The sequence below is a fragment of the Acetoanaerobium noterae genome, assembly GCF_900168025.1.
In the GTDB taxonomy this organism is placed as follows: Bacteria; Bacillota; Clostridia; order Peptostreptococcales; family Filifactoraceae; genus Acetoanaerobium; species Acetoanaerobium noterae.
Genome location: NZ_FUYN01000001.1, coordinates 604,622 through 625,354 on the forward strand (window position 1 = coordinate 604,622; position 20,733 = coordinate 625,354).

Consider the following 20,733-nt stretch of genomic DNA (forward strand, 5'->3'; position numbering starts at 1 on the left):
AAGTTTGTGGTAATCTAATTAGCTAATATTTCTTACTAAAGCTTTTATCTGTTCTTGCGTTCACAAAAAATACTTCCGAGGATTTTGCTTGCCCTTAGGCAATTTTCTTCGGAAGTATTTATATTTATTTCAATCAACATAATTAAAGTTTTATAAATATTATCAGAACTTAACTGAAATTGTTTTTGTGCTCTGATCCCAAAAAACATTTGCTCCTAAATTTTCAGAAACAAATTTCACAGGAACCATGGTTCTTCCTTTAATTATTTTTGGCTGAACGCTACTATCATCTGGGTCAATTTGAGTAGTTACTCCATTTACTCTAGCATTACTGCTGTCTATCCATAATTCAATAGTTTTATCAGCTTGAATTATAGTGATCTTTTTATCTACTGGATCCCAGCCTACATCCGCTCCCATTGATGAAGCTATATATTTAACCGGAAGTAATGTTCTTTCGTTATATATTGTAGGAGGTGAATCTAGCTTAAATTTTTTGTTATTCATAAATAAGATATTTTTATCAAGCCTAAATAAAGCTATATTTTGCCCATTTGGTCCAATAAGAACTGCTCTTTCATCTGTATTCCACTCATCAGATATTTCATCAGAAAAATCATAAGAGTTATAATCAGATATTCCATCAGTATTTTCATCTGTATAAGTGTCAGTTATTCCATCTGTTACTTCATCAGTGATTCCGTCAGTCACGCCATCAGTAATTCCGTCTGTAGTCTCGTCTGTTAAGCCGTCAGTCGTTTCATCTGTAATATCATCTGAATCTGATATAGCAAAAATAACAGCATTATCATTTTTATATTCGCTTATCCCTATTTTTTCATCGGCTGCATATACTGGTGTCATAAGCCTAGAAACTATAAGCGCCGTAGCTAGAGAACTTGCAACAGCAGTCTTTATTAGTCTTTTTTTCTTGTCTTGATTTATGGTCCAAAAATAATTTTGTCTATTAAACCTATCTAGCACCTGTTTTTTCATATGACCCTATCCTTTCATGGTTATAAAAAAGAAACATACTCCTAAAACATTTTCTGCGCACGATTTGATTTGTTATTTAATAAGTACCCACGATTGGTATAAAATATCAAAAATACCTCCAAGCATATAATGTGATTTTAATAAAACACACTATATGCTGAAGGTATTATGTCATTGATATTATTTAATTAGCTTTTACTCTGCTTCTATCATAAATGCATCTCTTTCGTATTTGTAGCCACCAAAATCTATATATTCAGCTACCTTTGCCCCTTTAGGAAGAACTACGTCCTTTAGAGCATATTCCTTAAATTTCTGGTAGCCAGCTCTGTCTACTATATAGCCAACGTGCTCTTTCGGAAGGCTTCTATCTATATATTCATCTACGAAGGCATAGGTATTTTTGATAACCTTTACTATTGTGTCCTCATCTACCCACTCTAAGAAGGTTCTAGCTATTCTAGGATTTTTCTTTCCTGTTCTTCCCATTATAACAAGTCTGTAGTATTTCTGTGGATTACGGCTCCATGCCTGAGTAGGGCAAGTAAGGGCACATTCCCCACAGCCTACACATCTTCTTTCGTCTCTTACTACCTTTCCATTTTTCATAGAAAGAGCTCCTGTAACTCTAATCTTACAGTTTTTAACACAGGCTTCACAGCCTATACACTGACTATAGTCATATTCAACCTTTGCCGTACCTATTACTCCAAAATCCTGCATGTGAGCTTTTATACAGTCGTTTGGACATCCTGTACAGGCAACTTTAAAGTGATGGTCATGAGGAAATATTGCTTTTTCGATTCTCTTTGCAAGCTGGGTAGTATTATAGTTTGCAAATGGACAGACCTTATTTCCAATACATGCTGATATATTTCTAGTTCCTGCTGCTGGATATCCTTTATTTGGTTCACCTATTTCTACACCATTATCAACCTCAAGCTTTTGAATTACAGGCTCTATCATTTTGTTGACTTCAGGCATATCCTCAAACCTTATTCCTGTTATTTCAAAACCTTGTCTTATAGTGATGTGCATCTTGCCATCTCCATATTTCTTGGCTATATCGTGAAGTATTGGCATAATATCTGCATCAAGCTCTCCACCTGGAATTCTTACTCTTAGAGAGGTAGTTCCTCTATGTTTTGTGATACGAAATGCATTCTTTTTTATTTTTTTAGTATTTAAATCAAGCATCCTTACCCCTCCTAATCTACTAGTTTGATAGCTTTATCATATCTGAAAACTGGACCTTCAAGACAGACATAGGTTTCATCTACTTTACAATGTCCACATTTTCCTAGTCCACATGACATCTTTCTTTCAAAGGACATCCAAATCTGTTCTTTTGGCATGCCTATCTGCTCGAAGCCAAGTGCAGTAAATTTCATCATAGGAGGTGGTCCTACTATAATTACATGAGTTTTTGCAATATCCTTTATTACCATTTTTTGAACATGCTCAGTAACAAAGCCTGTACTTCCAAACCATCCTTCTTCTGGTCTATCAAGAGTTACATTGACTGGGAATTTCTCTCCCCATTTTGCTAGCTCAGGTACAAAAAGTCTGTCTTTCATAGACTTAAATCCAACAATAAGTCTAAAGCTACTAAGTGAATCCAGATTGTTGTAATAGTAGTTTATAAGATTTTTTACTGGAGCTAGGCCAGTTCCACCTACAACTAATATTAAATCCTTGCCAAAATTATCTTCAACTCTAAATCCGTTGCCATAAGGTCCTCTTAAATATATAAAATCACCTGGTTTTTTTTCAAATAATTCATCAGTAACTTTTCCAACTTTTCTTATAGTCATCTCTATATAGCCATCACCAAAATCACTGATTGAAATTGGCGCTTCACCTACTCTAGGAATGGATAACTGAACAAATTGCCCACTTCTAACCTTTAAATCTGATTTTACAAAGAATGTATAATCTATGTCTGTCTGCTGATTAATTTTAATTATTTCTGCTGGAAATGGAATATATGGATTCATTTTATCCCTCCTTGATAGTATCGTTTACTTTTTTAGTTACCTTGTTAATACAGTTTGAAAATGATATATACTCTGGGCACTGGTCATCACATCTGCCACAGCCTACACACATATGACTTCCAAATCTTTTATTAAAATCATATATTTTATGCATAGTTTTAAATCTCATTCTAGAGCCATAGTCATTTCTAAACACGTGTCCGCCAGCCATATCTGTAAACTTATCAACATGACATCCAGCCCAGGTCCTTCTTCTTTCTCCATTGTCCACATTGTCATCATAAGCTATATCTACAGTAGTAAAGCATGAACATGTAGGACATGAAAAATTACAGCGTCCACAAGCAATACATCTCTTTGCATATTCTTCCCACATTTCATCGTTAAATAAGCTAGTGTCAATCTTTTCGCCATCTGGAAGATTTACAACTATATCGTTTTCCTCAACAAAATCTGGTTTAAAATCAATTTTATCAAGGTTATTAAAGTAATCAAAAAATATTGAGTCTTTTACTTCTAGCTTTACTGAGTCTTGCTCAAAGCCTATACCCATAGAGTAATTGTCAGTTTTATTTGTTCCCATACTTACGCAAAAGCAATTTTCAAAGCTTTTATTACATCCCATTACTATGTAGCTGATATTATCTCTTTTTCTTTTATAATAAGGGTCTTGAACATCTCCATTTTTCAGAAAAATTGAATCTAGTTTATCCATAGCATGAATATCACATGATCTCAGAAATACTAAAAACTTTCTATTTTTAACTAGTGGCTCAAGTAACTGCTCTCCAACTATATTAAAAATGGTTTCTGTTGCAGGAAAAGGTATTTCCTTTGCAGAAAATCTCGATTTTTCTTTGTATTCTATTTCTTCTACCTTTGATATTTTTTGATATCTGATATTATCTGTGTCTGAAAATCTTCCTCTGCCTTTAATTCTAACTGGCGCATAGATTTCATAGTCATTAGAAAGCCTTTCAAGGATTTCATTGAACTTTGAATTACTAATCTTATAGCTCATAGTTTCCCTCCTCGTGATTTAAATCTTTGGTAATCTTTTCCTGTTACTTTCATAAATATACCCATTAATCGTTTGTTAATCATCTAACGATACAATATCACTTAAAAAAATATCTTTCTGTGATAATTATCACAATATAAGCTCCAAATATGTAAAATTTGCTAGATTTCATCTTTTATATCGCCGTATTGCAAAATTTTCTTATCAATTTTAATTTCAAAGAAAGCGTTCAAATGAATTTTTATATCAATTTAATAAAAAACTTCTTTTGTAATCATTACATTTATGATATAATTCTAAACAGATTAAGAAATACTACTAAAATAAATCAATTTTATAGGAGGAATTTACAATGGAAAGAATAGTTGGAATGAAAGCTCCATCATTTAATATGGCAACAGCACTAGGAGACGGTAGTGGATTTGGAAGAGTTTCTCTTGATGACTATAAAGGCAAATGGCTTGTACTTTTCTTTTATCCCCTAGATTTTACATTTGTATGCCCTACAGAAATCACAGGATATTCAAAAAAATACGATGCATTTAAAGGTATGGACGCTGAAGTACTTGGTGTAAGTATAGACAGTGAGCATTCACATAAAGCATGGATAAACTCAGATTTAGGCAAGCTAAACTTCCCTCTAGCTGCAGACCTTACTAAAAAGGTTGCAAGCGATTACGGTGTACTTATCGAAGAAGAAGGAATTGCTCTAAGAGGATTATTTATAATAGACCCTCAAGGTGTTGTTAGATACAGCGTGGTTCATGATTTGAATGTTGGAAGAAGTGTAGATGAAACTTTAAGAGTACTTAAAGCGCTACAAACAGGTGGACTTTGCCCAGTAGACTGGTCTGAAGGTGAAGATTTACTTTAAGATAAACTTGCTTTATTACAACAAAAGCTATGAATCTCAACTTTCATGAGATTCATAGCTTTTTATTCACTGCTTTTCACATATTTCAATAGCTCTTTTTTGTCTTTAATTATTATTTTATTATCTATAAGTGATATGACTTTGGCTTTTTCTAGTGTAGTCAAAAATCTACTTACTGTTTCTCTGGAAGTTCCTACCATTGCTGCTATATCGGTTCTATTTATATCTAGGTTTATAAGGCTTCCTTCTGGATGTGATATTCCATAATCTCTTGACAGCTTCCAAAGCTTTGAAGCTATTCTTTGTCCAGTTTTTAGTCTTCCTAGATTAAGAGCCTGTCTTTGAGTTCTTCTTACTTTTTTTGTAAGAGATTTTATTACTAATATATTTAGCTCTTTATACTTAAGCATGAGAGTTAAAAGCTCCGTTGATTTTATGCTGAGTAGGACAGAATTTTTTAGGGCTCTAGTGCTATTTGAGGTTCTTAGGCCATCAAGTGAAAGCTCATTTATAAGCTCTCCTTCTCCAAAAATATATAATATTTTTTCTTCACCTGTTTCCGAAAATTTAGAAAGTATAGCATTTCCACTTAAAACTATAAATACTGGTATTTCCTCTTCACCCTCTAGATAGAGCAAGGTTTCATTAGTATAGTTTATAATTTGGGCTTTAGAAACAAGTTGTTTTTTTGCTTCATCTGAAACTTCTTCCCAGCCCTTTATATTTAGCGTATTAATATCTGACAAAATACCACCCCTATGGTTTATTATTAATCAGTGTAAAATAATAAGATAATCTTAGAGCAAAATCCTCCATAGTTTTAAAATCCGCAGATTTGGGATCTACAGAGTTTCCATCTAAATCCATAGATGCTATCATTGTATTTTCAACAAAAAACATTCTATACCCAATTATTTCACCATTTTTATTTTTCTGGTCCTTATACTCAGTTGGTACGGCTAGAATAAACGTCACCTTATTGTCCCAGTAATATATCTCGAAATTCATACTTTTATCATATGCGTAGATTTTGTATAGATTATCTTCTTTATAATAACTTTTTACCTGCATTTCCATATATTCATCATACCATGATTTTGACTCTAGTGTACCTATTTCAGACTCAACATGTATGAAGCTATTAGTGATTTCATCTATATATCGCTCAAAGGTTTCATTATCTATATCATCTAAATTTAGCTTCTTCTGATTAGGAAGCTCAAATTCTTCTTGCTTTGATATAGACTCGTTTGTCAAGCGATAATCTTCCTCGATATTTTTCTGTGGAAGTCCTAGTAGCACTAAAAAAGAAATAACAATCATAGCTATTACAAGAAGGATTAGTGTTATTAACTTGCCTCTTTTAGACATAACTCAACACCCTCTCATTAGTTCTCTTATATAGAATACCCACAGAGTTAACAATTATTTATTTTTTAAAAACAATTTATCATGATATAATTTGTATGGAAGAATGGAGGTAAAAATGAAATATAAATTATTACTTTTTGATGCAGACGAAACTCTTTTTGATTTTAAAAAAGCAGAGAGGTATGCAATTGAAGAATCTCTTAAGCATTTTAATATAGCTTATGAAGAATCCGTTCATATACCTTTATATCACAAGGTGAACCACGATATATGGAAAGAATTTGAACAAGGAAAAATAACTCAAGACGCACTTAAAGCGGAGCGCTTTAGAAGATTTTTTGATATCTTAGATTTAGATTATGACTCGGTGCTTTTTTCAAAAACATATATGAAGTATCTAGGACAGGCATCCTTCCTATATGAAAAATCTACAGCTATCATTGATAAGCTATCCAAATCTCATAGGCTAGCTATCATTACCAATGGTTTAACTGAGGTTCAAGAAAATAGAATATCAAAATCTAGCATAGCCCATTACTTTGAAGAAATAATTATTTCAGAAGCTATCAATCTTTCAAAGCCAAACCCAGAAATTTTCAGCTATGCTTTAAATAAAATGAATCACAACGATAAAAAATCCGTACTTATGATAGGAGATAGCTTAACTTCTGATATAAAAGGCGGTATAAACTTTGGAATTGATACCTGCTGGTACAATCCAAACAAAATCAGCAATACTTTTGAATTTTCACCTACCTATGAAATCAGCGATTTAGATTCAATTTATGATATTATATAACTGAATCTAATAAAGTGAGTAGTAGATAATACTTTTTATTACTAATATAAACATTATAATTCAAAACACTAAATGGAGGTTATTACAATGATAAGTTGGGAAACACAGTATGAGCTAGGAATCAAGTCTATAGATGACCAGCATAAGGAACTAGTAAACATAATTAACAAAATGGCTGCTTTATTAATAGAAGCAAAACAAGGCGTAGATATTTACGACGAGGTTGTAGCTGTTATAGGTGATTTAAAAAAATATACTATTTATCATTTCAAATATGAAGAAAATCTTTTTGACCAGTATTCTTATGAATACAAGGATACTCATAAGTCAGAGCACGACAAGCTTGTAAATGACATAGAAGAGTTAGATTTGTCAAGCTTTGACGAAGATCAGATTAAACATACTAATGATTTGCTAAAATTCCTTATTACATGGCTATTTAAGCATATCAGTGGCTCTGATTTTCTATATAGAGACTTACTTAAAGGAAATAATGTTCAGTAGCAAATAGGCTCTTAATATTATTTCTGAGGAAAATTACAAGTAGTTTTTTAAAGCCTTGATTTACTTAAAATAATACCTCCAAAACGAGAACCTAGTTAATAGATTTTCTTTTTCGGAGGTATTTATTATGTTTTATTTTATATTACTGAATTACAGCTTTATGTTATTACTTGCTATAGAATTTACAGCTGCAAATATAAAGGTAGCCGCTAAGTTAGAGGTTATATTATCTTGGTCGTAGCGTGGCGATACCTCTGCTATATCCATTGCTATAACTTTTTTATGAGTAAAGATTCTATCAAAGAATTTTAGTACTCTACTCGGATGAAGTCCTAGTGGCTGAACTGCACTTACTCCAGGTGCAAATGCAGAAGAAAAAACATCACTGCATATAGTCACATAAATACTTTCTTGCTTTTCTATAAAATTATCTAGGCTTGCAAAAGCATCTTCTAAGGCTCCTTCTTCGATGTCCTTTGCCAAAAGATACTCTATCCCCAGTGCATCAGCAGTATTAAAAAGCTCTACAGTGTTTCCTCTTTTTTGAATTCCTATGCAGTAATAATTAAAAGGAAGTTCATTAAGCTTGCAGTAATCTGCTATTTGTCTGAACATAGTACCAGAAGAAGCTCCATTTTTATATGGTCTAATATCAAAATGAGCATCAAAATTTATAATCCCTAAATTGGTTTTGGTTTTTATTCCCATATAGGTTCCTAAAGCAACTTCATGTCCCCCACCTAAAACAAGTGGAAACAACCCCATATCCATAATTTTTGATACTGCTAAGCTTAGCGATTTCTGAGCTGTTTCTAAATCATTATCCTCGCAGTAAATATCTCCTGCATCAAACAATTTCAAATCCGATGAAAAGCTGCATGGAAGATTACATAATTCCTTTCTTATACTCTTTGGACCATTTACAGCTCCAGGTCTGCCTAAATTTCTCCTTACTCCTTCATCGCTAAGAAATCCAATAAAAGCAACACCAGCTTGATTTGAATCTAAGTAAATAGTCTCATCCATCAGATTAAGAGGCTTAACCCACTGATGCCATCTAAAAGCATTGTAGTTTTTATCATCATCTATTCTTCCTGTCCATATATCCATATTTGGTTTTGTATAATTTATCATAGACACCACCTTAATGAAAGCTCCATCCAAAAATCAAATGTTCCTGATGGTTTCGGAGCCGTTTATTTTCACAATAATAATATTAGTTATTAACATGCTTATTTATAATCTTTAACCATCTGTTTATAATCCAGCTCTTTAAAGCCCATTTTCATATAGAGCTTCTTAGCTCTTTCGTTGCTTGGAGATATTTCTAGTCTTTGTCTTGCTATTCCTTCTGAATTAGCTTTTTGTTCTAAATGCTCAAAGAAATCTCTTCCAAGTCCCTTTGATCTATATTCATCGAGAAGATAAAGCTCCTCTATCCAAATTACTACTCCACCAGCTTCCGGAGAAAAAGTTTTTGAAATTATTCCATACCCTACAGACTTAGACTCGTATTCTAAGATATATCCTTCCAAATAATCTGAAGACCTAAAAAACTCATTAAAAGCAGCTTCAAAATGACTTTCTGGAACTGTATGGTCTACTGCATCTGAGCTATAGAAGTCCTTCGCAAATTCCATATATATTTCTTTATCTGCTTTTTCAATTCTTCTTATCATCTTTTACTCCTCCATTATATGCGCTTACTTTATACTAATATCATAAAACTAAAGTATCTAAATTCATAAAAAAATCCTGTTTTAACAATACAGGATTTTTTCATAAATCACTATTTTCATTCAGGTATTACTATATTATATGTTTATTATTTTGATTAATAAAAGCTTACTATAATTTAATTGGTTTTTTTAGGCTCTCTATAGCTTGAAATGAATCTATCCTGTATGCTACCATTTACAGTTCTTGTCATTTCATACTTTCGCTCTGCCAGTTTTTTTACAGAAATATTTACTTCTTTATCATCAGCTTGACTTCCATAAATTCTAAAATATATCTTAGAATTTTCTACAAAGGCTTGAAGATAAATCGGATTGTTTAATGTGTTTTTAAATTTAAAATCCAAAGTAGATGCTACTGCGGCATCCGTTCCTTTAGGCACATATGCAACAGGAAGAGAATGATTTCTTCTTGAAGTCACTGTCATGCCTGCTCTTAATACAGAATTGAACAAAGTAGTAGAAACCTGGCACACTCCTCCGCCTACTCCTTCAACAAACTCTCCATCCACAATTACAGGTGCATTTTTGTATCCCCTAGCAAGAGTAGTTTGGCCAACTACCTTGTTGAAAGAAAATTCTTCTCCTGGCATCAATATAGTTCCATCGATTGCTTTGGCAGCCAGTGATATATTTTCTGATCTTCCTGCAACTTTAGAATTAAAAGAAGTAGAGAACTCAGAAAGAATAAAATTTATTTTTTTCATATCTTCAGTAGTCCTACTTGGAACTTGTCCGTAGTTAAACACAGGCTGATAAGGAGTAAAATCCTGATGTCTCACTTTCATAATCAAATCCTGCTTAGCTTTTTCAATGTCCATTTCAATAGCTTGAACCCCTGGTGTTATAGCTACTAGCTCTCCTTTTGTATTTATACTAGTCGCAGCATTTTGGCCTTTTTTATTAAGCGCTTTTTTCATGTTCTCTAGCTCTTGATAAAATATTACTTCATCCATTTGAAGAAGCATTACTCCCCCACTGGGATTAGGTAAAAACTTAAATACTTTTGTAGCATCAAAATCATAAATCTGACCTAAGCCATTTGCAATTCTAATTGTTCCTATATAGTCCTCCGGCATTGTAACCTTTATAGCTGAATCTGTAGTTGTGGATACTGGTTGATTCTCTATTGGTATTTGAGGATTAAGTGTTTCGGCATATGATGATATCGGAGAAAATAAAATTGCAAAGGCGAGAATAAAACTTCCTACACCTTTATACTTCATAATAACACTCCTTTTTTCGAAAATACAAACCATAGAATCGAATATTTATATGGTTCTTTTGCACCTTATTACATTAACAATAAATTCAAATAAATTAATCATATATATAATTTACCCAATATATTGGTTTTTAATAACGTCTTTTTATTATATCAAATCTATAACTTATATTAAATACATTTAGGTTACACCTTTATTAATTTATCAATTATTTAATAAATATATGCTAACTATTGTTTTCAAAGCCATTCTTGTGCCTACAAAAAAGCCCATAATAATCTATGGGCTTTTGTTAATTAAGCATATTAAATTAATTTGCTATTTATAAAATACCATCTAAAGCTTGCTTTAAATCTGCAATTATATCTTCAGGATTCTCTAAGCCTACAGAAAGTCTGATTAATCCATCGCTTATTCCCGCTTTTGCTCTTTCTTCTGCTGTATATGGAGAGTGAGTCATAGATGCTGGATGCTGAATCAATGTTTCTGCGTCTCCTAAGCTTACAGCAAGTACGCAAAGATGAACAGTGTCCATAACCTTTTTACCCTTTTCGATATCTCCTTTTATTTCAAAAGCAATCATTGCTCCTGGAAGACTCATTTGTTTTTTAACTATTTCAGCTTGTGGGAAATCTTCAAAGCCTGGGAAGTATACTTTATCTACTGCAGGATGATTACGTAAAAACTCAGCAACTTTCACTGCATTTTCACAGTGCTTCTCCATACGGATATGAAGAGTTTTCATACCTCTAGCTATAAGGAAAGCATCAAATGGACTAAGAACTGCTCCAGTCATATCTTTTACTCCAAAAAATCTCACTTGATCTATAAACGCTTTGGTTCCTACTACGAACCCTGCTATTACGTCTCCATGTCCATTAAGATATTTAGTAGCTGAGTGAACTACGACATCTGCTCCTAGCTCTATTGGTCTTTGAATATATGGTGTACAGAATGTATTGTCAACCATTACTAAGCACCCTTCATTCTCGTGAGCTATATCGCTTATTGCTTGTATGTCAGCTACATCTAGAGTAGGGTTTGCTGGTGTTTCTAAATAAACTACCTTTGTATTTGGTTTCATTGCATTCTTAACATTTTGAGGATCCTTAGTATCTACGAAAGTAACCTCTACTCCGTATCTAGGCATACCATGGCTAAGAAGAGCAAAAGTACAGCCATAAAGTGTATCTGCTGCAACTACGTGATCCCCTGCCTTAAGAGCCGTCCAAAGAGCTGAACTGATTGCTCCCATTCCAGAGCCCATTGACATACATGCCTCTGCTCCTTCTAAAAGTGCTAGCTTTTCTTCTACAGGAGTATTACTTGGATTTCCTAATCTTGTGTATATGTAACCTTCTTCTTCTCCAGCAAAACGTTTTCCACCTTGGTCTGCGCTGTCGAAAATAAATGTAGAAGTTTGGTATATAGGAGTAGCTAAAGCTCCCATTTCATTTTTCTGATATCCACCATGTATAGTTCTTGTAGCAAATCCCATATTCTTTAAAGCATCTTTATTCATAATAATATCCTCCTTAATTTATCCAAAAATTACATACTTATTTGGTTAAATACAGAAGCAATAAGCTTGCCAAAAAAAATAGATGTTATTATTTTTATATAAAAATTAATTACATCTATCCTATTACAACATAATTTTATTTTTAATTTAAGCAAAAGTTGAAATTTTCTTTAAAATCCAATTGCCAATTTATATATTGGAATTTTTAATTTCCATTATCACAATTAAATAGTAAATATATATTTCCACTGTAAATTTATATTTACATTTTTAAATTACACTTACATTTTCAAATTATACTTTTTTAATTTATTAATTAGTGCAGTATGAGAAAGTCCAAGTTTTTTTGCTGTTTTTCTTATACTCATATCAGTTTCCATATTACTTAATAATATTTGTCTTTCTATATCTTCCAATTGTTTCTTTAATGAAACTTCGCTTCTTTTAATTTCAAATGCTTTTTCATTATCCTTTTCTTTGGCAGGATTTAGCATTAGATGTTCCTCTGAAAGTATGGCCCCTTCACATAAATTCATAGCTCTTTCCATAATATTTTCTAGTTCTCTTATGTTTCCTGTATATTCATAGCTCATAAGTCTTTCCAAAAAAACCATACTAGTACTTCCAACAGATTTATTAAGCTTTTTATTCATTTTTTGTACGAAATAACTAACCAGAAGTGGAATATCTTCTTTTCTATCACGCAGAGGTGGAATCTCTAAAGGTATAACATTAAGCCTATAGTATAAATCCTCTCTAAACATTCCTTTTTCAATCATTTCTTCCAAATTTCTATGAGTTGCACAAATTATTCTCACATCGACTTTTTCTTCTTTACTGCTTCCTATTCTTCTAACCACTCCTTCTTGCAATACTCTTAGCAGTTTAGCCTGGGTTGCAAGGGATAGTTCTCCTATTTCATCCAGAAATAAAGTTCCTTTATCCGCTTCTTTAAAAAGTCCTAGTTTCCCACTGTTTAGAGCTCCTGTAAAGCTCCCTTTTTCATAGCCAAATAGCTCACTCTCTATCAAAGAATCAGGAATAGCAGCACAATTTATAGTTATAAATCTCTGATTTTCTCTTTGGCTTAGATTCTTTATTGCTCTTGCAAAAAGCTCTTTGCCCGTTCCACTTTCTCCTCTTATAAGAATAGTCGAATCACTTTTCGCAACAGCTTTAGCTATTTTTTTAAGGTTGTATATAGCATTGCTATTTCCTATTATATCTTTAAATTGATCATCTTCAGAGCTTATCACTATATCTGCCAGCTCTTTTGCTTTTTTATAGTCTTTAATAGTTAGAACTGCTCCAGCAGAATATCCATCATCATCCCTTATCGCTCTTCCGCTAGCCAAATATCTGCCTTCTACTCTCTCATTTTGGATGAAAGTTTCTATATTATCATAATTTTTCCCTTGTTCCAAGAAACCTATTAAATTTGTACTCTTTCCTAGAAAGCTTTTTATATTTTTCCCTAGTAGCTCTGTTTTATCATAATCAAATATTTTCTCTGAATAGTCATTGAAAAATTCAATTTCTAGCTTTGGATTTAGAGCTATTACTCCTTCATCTACAGAATCTATAATGGCCTCAAGACGTTTTGAGCTTTTTTCAAATTCTAAAAGCTTAATTTCTTTAATAGAAATAACGTCCTCTAATTGCATCAAATCATTTGTAATATCTTGAATTTCCTGGCTTTTAATATCCTCAATCTGGATATTTACTCTTTTAGAAAACACCTCAACTGAATTTAGGCTGATATGTCTAGAATAAATTTTACCTAGAATTTTTAGAGTTACTCCTATCTTATCTTCAGTTTCTATACTTAATCTAATATATTTTTTCATCATAGTTTACCTCTTAACCATATGAGTTTAATCTGATATTTTAATAAGTATATCATACTTTATAAGAGGTTTAGAACGATTGAATCATCTGCAATTATTTACATACTTATCTTTTTTACCTTTTCTTTGGTTTAAAATTATTTTTTCTGCATAAATTTCATCTAGTATTATTCTTTTAGCAGCTTCTTGGAAATATATACTTTTTGGTATTTTTTTACGCAAAACTATATCGATTAAATTTCTTGCAGCTCTTTCATGAAGGAAGTGCGAATGGTTACAATTATTACCTCGTGTATTGATTACTACAAAATCCCTTTTCGTCTTCAAAATTTTGTATTCATGAATCACATCCACTACCTTAGCCATGTAATCACTCCTTATAATTGTACTTACTTCATTTATATCCCACTAATATTAAGGTTTCATTATCCCTATGTAAATTTGAGATTAAAAAAAGCCTCAGTCTAAACTGAGGCTCTTACTTTATACAACTATATTTAATATTTTTCCTGGAACATAAATTATTTTCTTAATTTCTTTTCCGTCTAGCATATCTTTTACAACTAAATCAGATTTTGCCATTGTGATTACTTCATCTTGAGATATGTTTGCTGCTACTACTATCTTGCCTCTTACCTTTCCATTAATCTGAACAGGTATCTCTATAGTAGACTCTACAAGCTTTGATTCATCATATTTTGGCCAAGGAGCTTCATTTAAGAATCCATCAAATCCCATAAGCTGCCATAGTTCTTCAGTAACGTGAGGAGCAACTGGATTTAATAAAATCAAGAATGTTCGATAGTCCTTTTTAGTTATTCCACCCATATCATAAATTTCATTTATCAATGACATCATAGCCGCTATGGCTGTGTTGAATTTTAGAGTTTCATAATCCTCTGTCACTTTTTTGATAGTCTTGTGCAAGCTAGATTCTATTTTTTCAGAGAATATGTCTTCCTCTCTAATCATTTCTTGAAGCTTCCAAGTACGCTCTATAAAACGTCTACAGCCTTTGATTCCTAGAGATGACCATGGTACACTCTTTTCAAAGTCTCCAATGAACATTTCATACATTCTAAAGGTGTCAGCACCATACTCTTCTACTATTTCATCCGGATTAACAACATTGCCTCTTGATTTGGACATTTTTTCGTTGTTTTCACCTAGAATCATTCCATGAGAAGTTCTCTTTGCATATGGTTCAGGGTTTGTAACTACACCTATATCATATAGAACTTTATGCCAGAAACGTGAATATAGAAGGTGAAGCGTAGTATGCTCCATTCCTCCATTGTACCAATCTACTGGCATCCAGTAATCAAGAGCTTTTTTAGAAGCTAGCTCCTCATTATTGTCAGGGTCTGCATATCTTAAGAAATACCATGATGAGCCAGCCCACTGAGGCATAGTGTCAGTCTCTCTTTGCGCTGGTCCGCTACAACAAGGACAGGTAGTGTTTACCCAATCAGTGATTTTAGAAAGAGGTGACTCTCCATCATCTGTCGGTTCATAAGATTCTACCTCTGGTAGTGTAAGCGGTAGCTCACTATCAGGAAGTGGGACCCAACCACATTTTTCACAATACACAAGTGGAATAGGCTCTCCCCAGTATCTTTGTCTAGAAAATACCCAGTCTCTTAATTTAAAGTTTACTTTTTTAGTTCCAAGTCCCTGAGCTTCTATATACTCAGATATCTTTTCTTTAGCTTCTTTAACAGAAAGTCCATCTATAATCGGTGAATTTACAATAGTACCATTATCTATATCAGTAAAGGCTTCTTCCTGAACATTACCACCTGATACTACCTCAACTATAGGAAGATTAAATACCTTTGCAAATTCATGGTCTCTTGTATCATGACCTGGCACTGCCATTATAGCTCCTGTTCCATATGTCATAAGAACATAATCAGAAACAAAAAGCGGAATATTTTGTTTTGTAAGAGGATTTACAGCATCTAAGCCTAAGACTCTTACACCTGTTTTTTCAGTGTTTACTTCAGTTCTTTCAAACTCAGATTTTTTAGCAGCTTCTTCTTTATATGCAAGAACTTCATCTAAGTTTTGAATTTTGTGGCTTTTTTCCTGAATTATAGGATGCTCAGGAGAAATTACCATATATGTAGCTCCATATATAGTATCTGGTCTTGTAGTAAATACAGTTAAGCTAGTATCGTCTACTGGGAATTTAATCTCCATTCCATATGAACGACCAATCCAGTTTTTCTGCTGAATCTTAACTCTTTCTATATAATTAACCAAATCTAAATCATCAATCAATCTATCTGCATACTCAGTAATCTTAAGCATCCACTGATTTTTTTCTTTACGTACGACTTCTCCGCCACAGCGCTCACAAGTTCCTTGGATAACTTCTTCATTTGCAAGGCCAACTTTACAGCTGTTACACCAATTTATAGGCATTTTATTTTTGTAAGCTAGACCTTTGTTGAAAAGCTGAATAAATATCCACTGAGTCCATTTATAATACCCTTCATCAGTAGTATTTATTTCTCTTGACCAGTCAAAAGATATTCCAAGAGACATAAGCTGTCTTTTAAAGTTAGCTATATTGTCCTTTGTAACTATTTTAGGATGAATTTTGTTTTTGATTGCATAGTTTTCTGTAGGAAGGCCAAATGCATCCCAACCGATAGGATAAAGTACATTATATCCATCCAATCTTCTTCTTCTAGCAACAACATCAAGTGCAGTATATGATCTAGGATGACCTACATGCAGTCCTTGCCCTGATGGATAAGGAAACTCTACAAGAGGATAAAACTTCTCTTTATCTGAATCATTTGATGCATGAAATACGCCTTTTTCTTCCCAGATATCCTGCCATTTTTTTTCTATAGGCTTATGATTATATTTTTCCAATACCTAATGCCTCCTCTCAATGTATACAATAAATAATTAAATTGTACACCAGTAATTTAGTATATTCAAGGTATTTTTACTTATGCACCTATACCATCGAACAATACTTGGAGACTGAAATTAACTTTATCATCTAGAGAATCTTTTGTGGGGGCACTTACATTAATATAACTGCCAATTAGCATTTGAAAAAACATTTTTACAATATAATCCACCGAAACCTCTTGGTTTATCTCATTAGTTTCCATTCCATTTGTTACTATTTCTTGAACAAATTCATGATATTTAATATATTGCTCTTTCAGCATAGCCCAGATTTCCTCTCTAAATTCAAAAGGAGGAAAAAGTGCGTTCCTAGCTAAAAAATTGGCTACATCTGGATTTTCTGCTTTAAATACCCAGTACTGCTTTATAAGTGCCTCTAGCTGTTGTTTGCTTGATTTTGCTTTGCCTTTTTCCAAAACCTCCATAAACGCTTTCCTGTGAAGTTCTTCTGCATCCTTAATCAGCTCTATATATAAATCTTTTTTAGATGAATAATAGTAATAAAAAGAAGGTGCAGATATTCCAATCAAGTTGAAAATATCTTTTAAGCTAGTTCCTTCGTAGCTCTTTTCGTTAAATAAATTAATCGATATTTGCTTGATTTTGTCTAGAGTTGTTTCTTGCATGAATATATCTCTCCAATCTAATTTTTTCTTATTTATATTTTTTATTTCAAAAATTAACCTAGGATTTTATATGACATAATACATCATAAAAAAATGACTTAAGCTACCAGCTAATACAAAAATATGAAATATTTCATGAAATCCGAAATACTTGAAATTAATCTTTGGCCATTTCAAGCCATAAATTACTGCGCCTATAGTATAGAAGAGTCCTCCCATAACCAAAAATACTGTACCTTGAGCAGGTATAGCTTTTGCTAGTGGATAAATAGCAAGTATAATCATCCAACCCATTACAGCATAAATAAGAGTAGATAACCATCTAGGTGCATTCATCCACACACCCTTTAAAATCATCCCTAAAATTCCAGCTGTCCAAATTACAACAAGCAGTGTCCATCCAAGTCCACCTCTAAGAGCTGTTATGCATATAGGTGTATAAGTACCTGCAATAAGCACAAATATCATCATATGATCTACCTTTCGAAGTATCAAATTGACTCTATCTGAGATATCTAGCATATGATAAATTGTACTAGCGCTGTAAAGCAAAATTAAGCTAGCTCCAAAAATTGAAAATCCAACTATATGCCATGGAGTTCCTTCTCTAACAGCTAATAAAATGAGAAAAATCATCCCAACTATTGATGCTATAGCTCCTGCCATATGTGTAAGACAACTAACAGGATCTTTTATTTTTTTTAAAATCTTAGGCACTCTTATCATCTCCTAAATAAGTCTATTTATATTTCATTATATGCTAAAAAATAAAAAAAGTCTTTTATTTTTGATAACTATTCTTAATCAGAGCACGGATTAATATAATGACTTAGAATCAAACAATTTTGCTAACTTTAACAATTTTGTTCCCTATTTTATCTTTTTTTATATATAATATAGTATATAGCAATGTGAAATTTTTTTACATTTATTTTAAACTCTATTTGAGGTGAACTATGGATAATATAACTACACTTACGCCAGGGGATATTCTAAGAAAAATAAGAAAAGAGCTTGGATTCAAGCAGCATGAATTAGCTGCTGATGATATAACTAGAAACTTGATTAGTCTTATAGAAAACAACCGTGCTACCTTAAATAGAGGTAACGCTGAGATTTTGGTTAGAAATATGAATAGTCTATGCAAAGCTAGAGGTATAGATATCGAGCTTGAATTTAGAGATTTATTCATTCCTGGTATTTATGATGCAAAAAGTAAGGCTAGAGGTTATATGGATTATCTTAAGGAAGCCACTTATAATAACTACAAAATTCCTAATGATAAAATTGATGAAATAGCTTTATTTGTAAGCAAATGGGATCTTCAGCCTCAAAACACTTATATCTATGAGCTAATTGCAAAGTATTATCTAGAACACAATGATATCCCAACAAGCTATTCGTATTATATAAAAACATTTGAAAATGCAGTTAAAATAGATAAAAATCCTATGATAGTTTTAAATCTTGCTCCTAGGGTTATGGATGTATGTGTACATTTAGGAAGAACAAATGACGCGCTTCAAATAGGTAAGATAGCTCAAGCCCATTGTTTTTCTGAAGATATGAAATGTATGATTCCTATATGGTATAAGCTTGCTTCTATAAACTATAATAATAAAAATTACGATGAAGCATCTAAGCATTTGACTCAATTAGATAAATATCTAGAAGTGTCTGAATCATCGAGAATTGTAGATATTAATATTTTAAAAATTCTAGTATGTATAGAAAACAAAAACTATAAGAAGGCTTTAGAAATTCTAAATACTACAGAGGCTCTTATCCAAAACGAGGATGAAATAGAAGACCTTCTTAATTCAATGAAAGTAAAAATATTTACACTTAAGAGCAATAAAAAAAGTGTTCAAAAAGAAATTGATATCCTAGATGACCACCTCAGCTCTTTAAAATATATTCCAGCCTACATTTCAGATATTTCTATTAATATGGCTTTTGGGTATACTTATTTAAAAAATATATCTAAAGCAAACGAGTATCTTAAAACAGCTCTATCCTTTGCTCTGAAAAATAAAGATAGAATATCATATAAAAAGATACTAGAATTTATTTGTGACAATGAAGCTAATTTTGTTGATATCTTAGAAGAAGTAATTAATAATAAATCAGATAAACTAGCTAATTTTTTAAACGAGAGAGATTTAATCTCCCTAATGAAGCTATTAAATAAAAATCAAAAATTTGACTTATCAAATAAAATTTTACTTCAATATAAGGTATAAAGTTAATAATTTATTAAAAAACTATAAATAACATTAAATTTTCTTTTATTTAATTTGTAAATAACATTAGATTTTCTTTAATTTAATTTGATTGCTTAAAAATTAAAAAGGGACTGCATAGAAATAAATACAATATATTGGTTTTGTTTAAAACTACAATATATTTATTTTTCTAACAGTCCCTTTTATTTTAAATTATCAAATTCCTAACTGCTTTTAAACTGATACTTTTTTATATCATTTAACTATCTTTTTACCATATTTATAATAGACAGTACTATTACTGCACCAACCACTGCTACAAACAAGCTCCATATATTAAATCCAGTAACTCCCTGTCCACCTATCATACCGAATACAAAGCCTCCTACAGAAGCTCCTACAATACCTGCGATAATATTACCAAACGCTCCCATACTAGCATCATTACCAGTAAATTTACTAGCTATCCAACCTGCAAGAGCACCTAAAATAATCCAAGCAATAATTCCCATTATAATTCCTCCTTTTAATAGTCAATATTATAATGTTTATTGACAATAATTATTATTTTCTTAGTTAATATATACCTTGATTTTGAGCAAATAAACTTTTTTATTCATAAATATTATTTTATCCTATATATTTAAGTCTTTGGTCTTATGTCTATAACTGGGTATTAATATTCTATATAAATCAATCATTATAAATCAATCATTTTTATGTCCAAAAATTTGAATTGACTATGAAGGTTTTTAAGCTCCTAATAAAATTAAATTTTTATATAAAACCTACTTGCATTTATTTTTTTTGCTAGTATAATAGCTATCAATAGTAAAACTTAATATCAGAATCAGTGATTGGGAGTAGTACTCTAAATTAAGCTATTACAGAGAGTCTTAGATGGTGAGATAAGACAAGTGGTTTTAGAAGAATGGACCCATGAGATGTCAGGTGAAAATTGTAGTAGCTGTTGACCGTGTCCTCACGTTATAGAGGCAGGATATGTTAGTATCCGTATGAGATGAGATAAAGTTTTTATCTTAAAAAGGGTGGTACCG

20 protein-coding genes and 1 other annotated feature (1 of these 21 running past the window's edge) are annotated in these 20,733 nt (G+C 32.0%); of the genes, 4 read left to right on the forward strand and 16 right to left on the reverse strand.

Going from position 1 to position 20,733, the window contains the following annotated elements; genetic code table 11:
• Window positions 1-162 precede the first annotated feature (162 nt).
• The 4 genes from B5X47_RS03060 to asrA form a co-directional block, all read right to left on the reverse strand.
• Window positions 163-996, reverse strand: a complete 834-nt coding sequence (locus B5X47_RS03060) for a copper amine oxidase N-terminal domain-containing protein (RefSeq protein ID WP_079588737.1) — start codon at window positions 994-996, stop codon at window positions 163-165.
• A 195-nt stretch (window positions 997-1,191) separates the two neighbouring features.
• On the reverse strand, window positions 1,192-2,193 hold the full coding sequence (asrC, locus tag B5X47_RS03065) for a sulfite reductase subunit C (RefSeq protein WP_079588738.1): 1,002 nt from the start codon (window positions 2,191-2,193) through the stop codon (window positions 1,192-1,194).
• A gap of 11 nt (window positions 2,194-2,204) precedes the next feature.
• The gene (gene asrB / locus B5X47_RS03070) at window positions 2,205-2,993 is read right to left on the reverse strand and encodes an anaerobic sulfite reductase subunit AsrB (RefSeq protein ID WP_079588739.1); all 789 of its coding nucleotides are present in this window, start codon (window positions 2,991-2,993) and stop codon (window positions 2,205-2,207) included.
• A gap of 1 nt (window position 2,994) precedes the next feature.
• The gene (gene asrA, locus B5X47_RS03075; protein WP_013362241.1) at window positions 2,995-4,014 is read right to left on the reverse strand and encodes an anaerobic sulfite reductase subunit AsrA; all 1,020 of its coding nucleotides are present in this window, start codon (window positions 4,012-4,014) and stop codon (window positions 2,995-2,997) included.
• 352 nt (window positions 4,015-4,366) lie between these two features.
• On the opposite strand from asrA, the gene B5X47_RS03080 reads away from it, so the two are divergent.
• Entirely contained in the window at window positions 4,367-4,888 is a 522-nt protein-coding gene (locus B5X47_RS03080) for a peroxiredoxin (protein WP_013362242.1), read from the forward strand.
• Window positions 4,889-4,950: 62 nt separating this feature from the next.
• Here B5X47_RS03080 and B5X47_RS03085 read toward each other — a convergent pair whose 3' ends face one another.
• Together B5X47_RS03085 and B5X47_RS03090 are read right to left on the reverse strand one after the other, a co-directional pair.
• On the reverse strand, window positions 4,951-5,634 hold the full coding sequence (locus tag B5X47_RS03085; RefSeq protein ID WP_079588740.1) for a Crp/Fnr family transcriptional regulator: 684 nt from the start codon (window positions 5,632-5,634) through the stop codon (window positions 4,951-4,953).
• A gap of 10 nt (window positions 5,635-5,644) precedes the next feature.
• Window positions 5,645-6,259, reverse strand: a complete 615-nt coding sequence (locus tag B5X47_RS03090; protein WP_079588741.1) for a hypothetical protein — start codon at window positions 6,257-6,259, stop codon at window positions 5,645-5,647.
• A gap of 115 nt (window positions 6,260-6,374) precedes the next feature.
• On the opposite strand from B5X47_RS03090, the gene B5X47_RS03095 reads away from it, so the two are divergent.
• Window positions 6,375-7,058, forward strand: a complete 684-nt coding sequence (locus B5X47_RS03095) for a YjjG family noncanonical pyrimidine nucleotidase (RefSeq protein WP_013362245.1) — start codon at window positions 6,375-6,377, stop codon at window positions 7,056-7,058.
• An 87-nt stretch (window positions 7,059-7,145) separates the two neighbouring features.
• On the forward strand, window positions 7,146-7,562 hold the full coding sequence (locus B5X47_RS03100; protein ID WP_159446379.1) for a bacteriohemerythrin: 417 nt from the start codon (window positions 7,146-7,148) through the stop codon (window positions 7,560-7,562).
• A gap of 150 nt (window positions 7,563-7,712) precedes the next feature.
• Here B5X47_RS03100 and hutG read toward each other — a convergent pair whose 3' ends face one another.
• The 9 genes from hutG to trhA all read right to left on the reverse strand — a co-directional run bounded on the left by hutG (window position 7,713) and on the right by trhA (window position 18,167).
• A complete protein-coding gene (hutG, locus tag B5X47_RS03105; protein ID WP_079588743.1) occupies window positions 7,713-8,696 on the reverse strand; it encodes a formimidoylglutamase in 984 nt (327 codons plus the stop codon).
• A 98-nt stretch (window positions 8,697-8,794) separates the two neighbouring features.
• Window positions 8,795-9,241: a GNAT family N-acetyltransferase gene (locus B5X47_RS03110; protein WP_079588744.1), complete on the reverse strand. Its 447-nt coding sequence runs from the start codon at window positions 9,239-9,241 to the stop codon at window positions 8,795-8,797.
• 176 nt (window positions 9,242-9,417) lie between these two features.
• On the reverse strand, window positions 9,418-10,524 hold the full coding sequence (locus tag B5X47_RS03115; RefSeq protein ID WP_159446380.1) for a VanW family protein: 1,107 nt from the start codon (window positions 10,522-10,524) through the stop codon (window positions 9,418-9,420).
• 322 nt (window positions 10,525-10,846) lie between these two features.
• Window positions 10,847-12,046, reverse strand: a complete 1,200-nt coding sequence (gene megL, locus B5X47_RS03120; protein WP_079588746.1) for a methionine gamma-lyase — start codon at window positions 12,044-12,046, stop codon at window positions 10,847-10,849.
• 281 nt (window positions 12,047-12,327) lie between these two features.
• A complete protein-coding gene (locus B5X47_RS03125; protein ID WP_079588747.1) occupies window positions 12,328-13,896 on the reverse strand; it encodes a sigma 54-interacting transcriptional regulator in 1,569 nt (522 codons plus the stop codon).
• 81 nt (window positions 13,897-13,977) lie between these two features.
• On the reverse strand, window positions 13,978-14,259 hold the full coding sequence (locus B5X47_RS03130) for a hypothetical protein (protein ID WP_079588748.1): 282 nt from the start codon (window positions 14,257-14,259) through the stop codon (window positions 13,978-13,980).
• Window positions 14,260-14,376: 117 nt separating this feature from the next.
• A complete protein-coding gene (leuS, locus tag B5X47_RS03135) occupies window positions 14,377-16,779 on the reverse strand; it encodes a leucine--tRNA ligase (protein ID WP_079588749.1) in 2,403 nt (800 codons plus the stop codon).
• An 80-nt stretch (window positions 16,780-16,859) separates the two neighbouring features.
• Complete coding sequence (locus B5X47_RS03140) at window positions 16,860-17,450, reverse strand: TetR/AcrR family transcriptional regulator (RefSeq protein WP_079588750.1); 591 nt, start codon at window positions 17,448-17,450, stop codon at window positions 16,860-16,862.
• Window positions 17,451-17,516: 66 nt separating this feature from the next.
• Entirely contained in the window at window positions 17,517-18,167 is a 651-nt protein-coding gene (trhA, locus tag B5X47_RS03145; protein ID WP_143215741.1) for a PAQR family membrane homeostasis protein TrhA, read from the reverse strand.
• A gap of 239 nt (window positions 18,168-18,406) precedes the next feature.
• On the opposite strand from trhA, the gene B5X47_RS03150 reads away from it, so the two are divergent.
• Entirely contained in the window at window positions 18,407-19,693 is a 1,287-nt protein-coding gene (locus B5X47_RS03150) for a helix-turn-helix domain-containing protein (RefSeq protein WP_079588751.1), read from the forward strand.
• Window positions 19,694-19,938: 245 nt separating this feature from the next.
• Here the strand turns inward: B5X47_RS03150 and B5X47_RS03155 are convergent, their stop codons facing one another.
• Window positions 19,939-20,187: a GlsB/YeaQ/YmgE family stress response membrane protein gene (locus B5X47_RS03155; protein WP_079588752.1), complete on the reverse strand. Its 249-nt coding sequence runs from the start codon at window positions 20,185-20,187 to the stop codon at window positions 19,939-19,941.
• Between the two features lie 332 nt (window positions 20,188-20,519).
• Window positions 20,520-20,733 (forward strand) — a binding site (T-box leader); it runs 25 nt beyond the window's last position.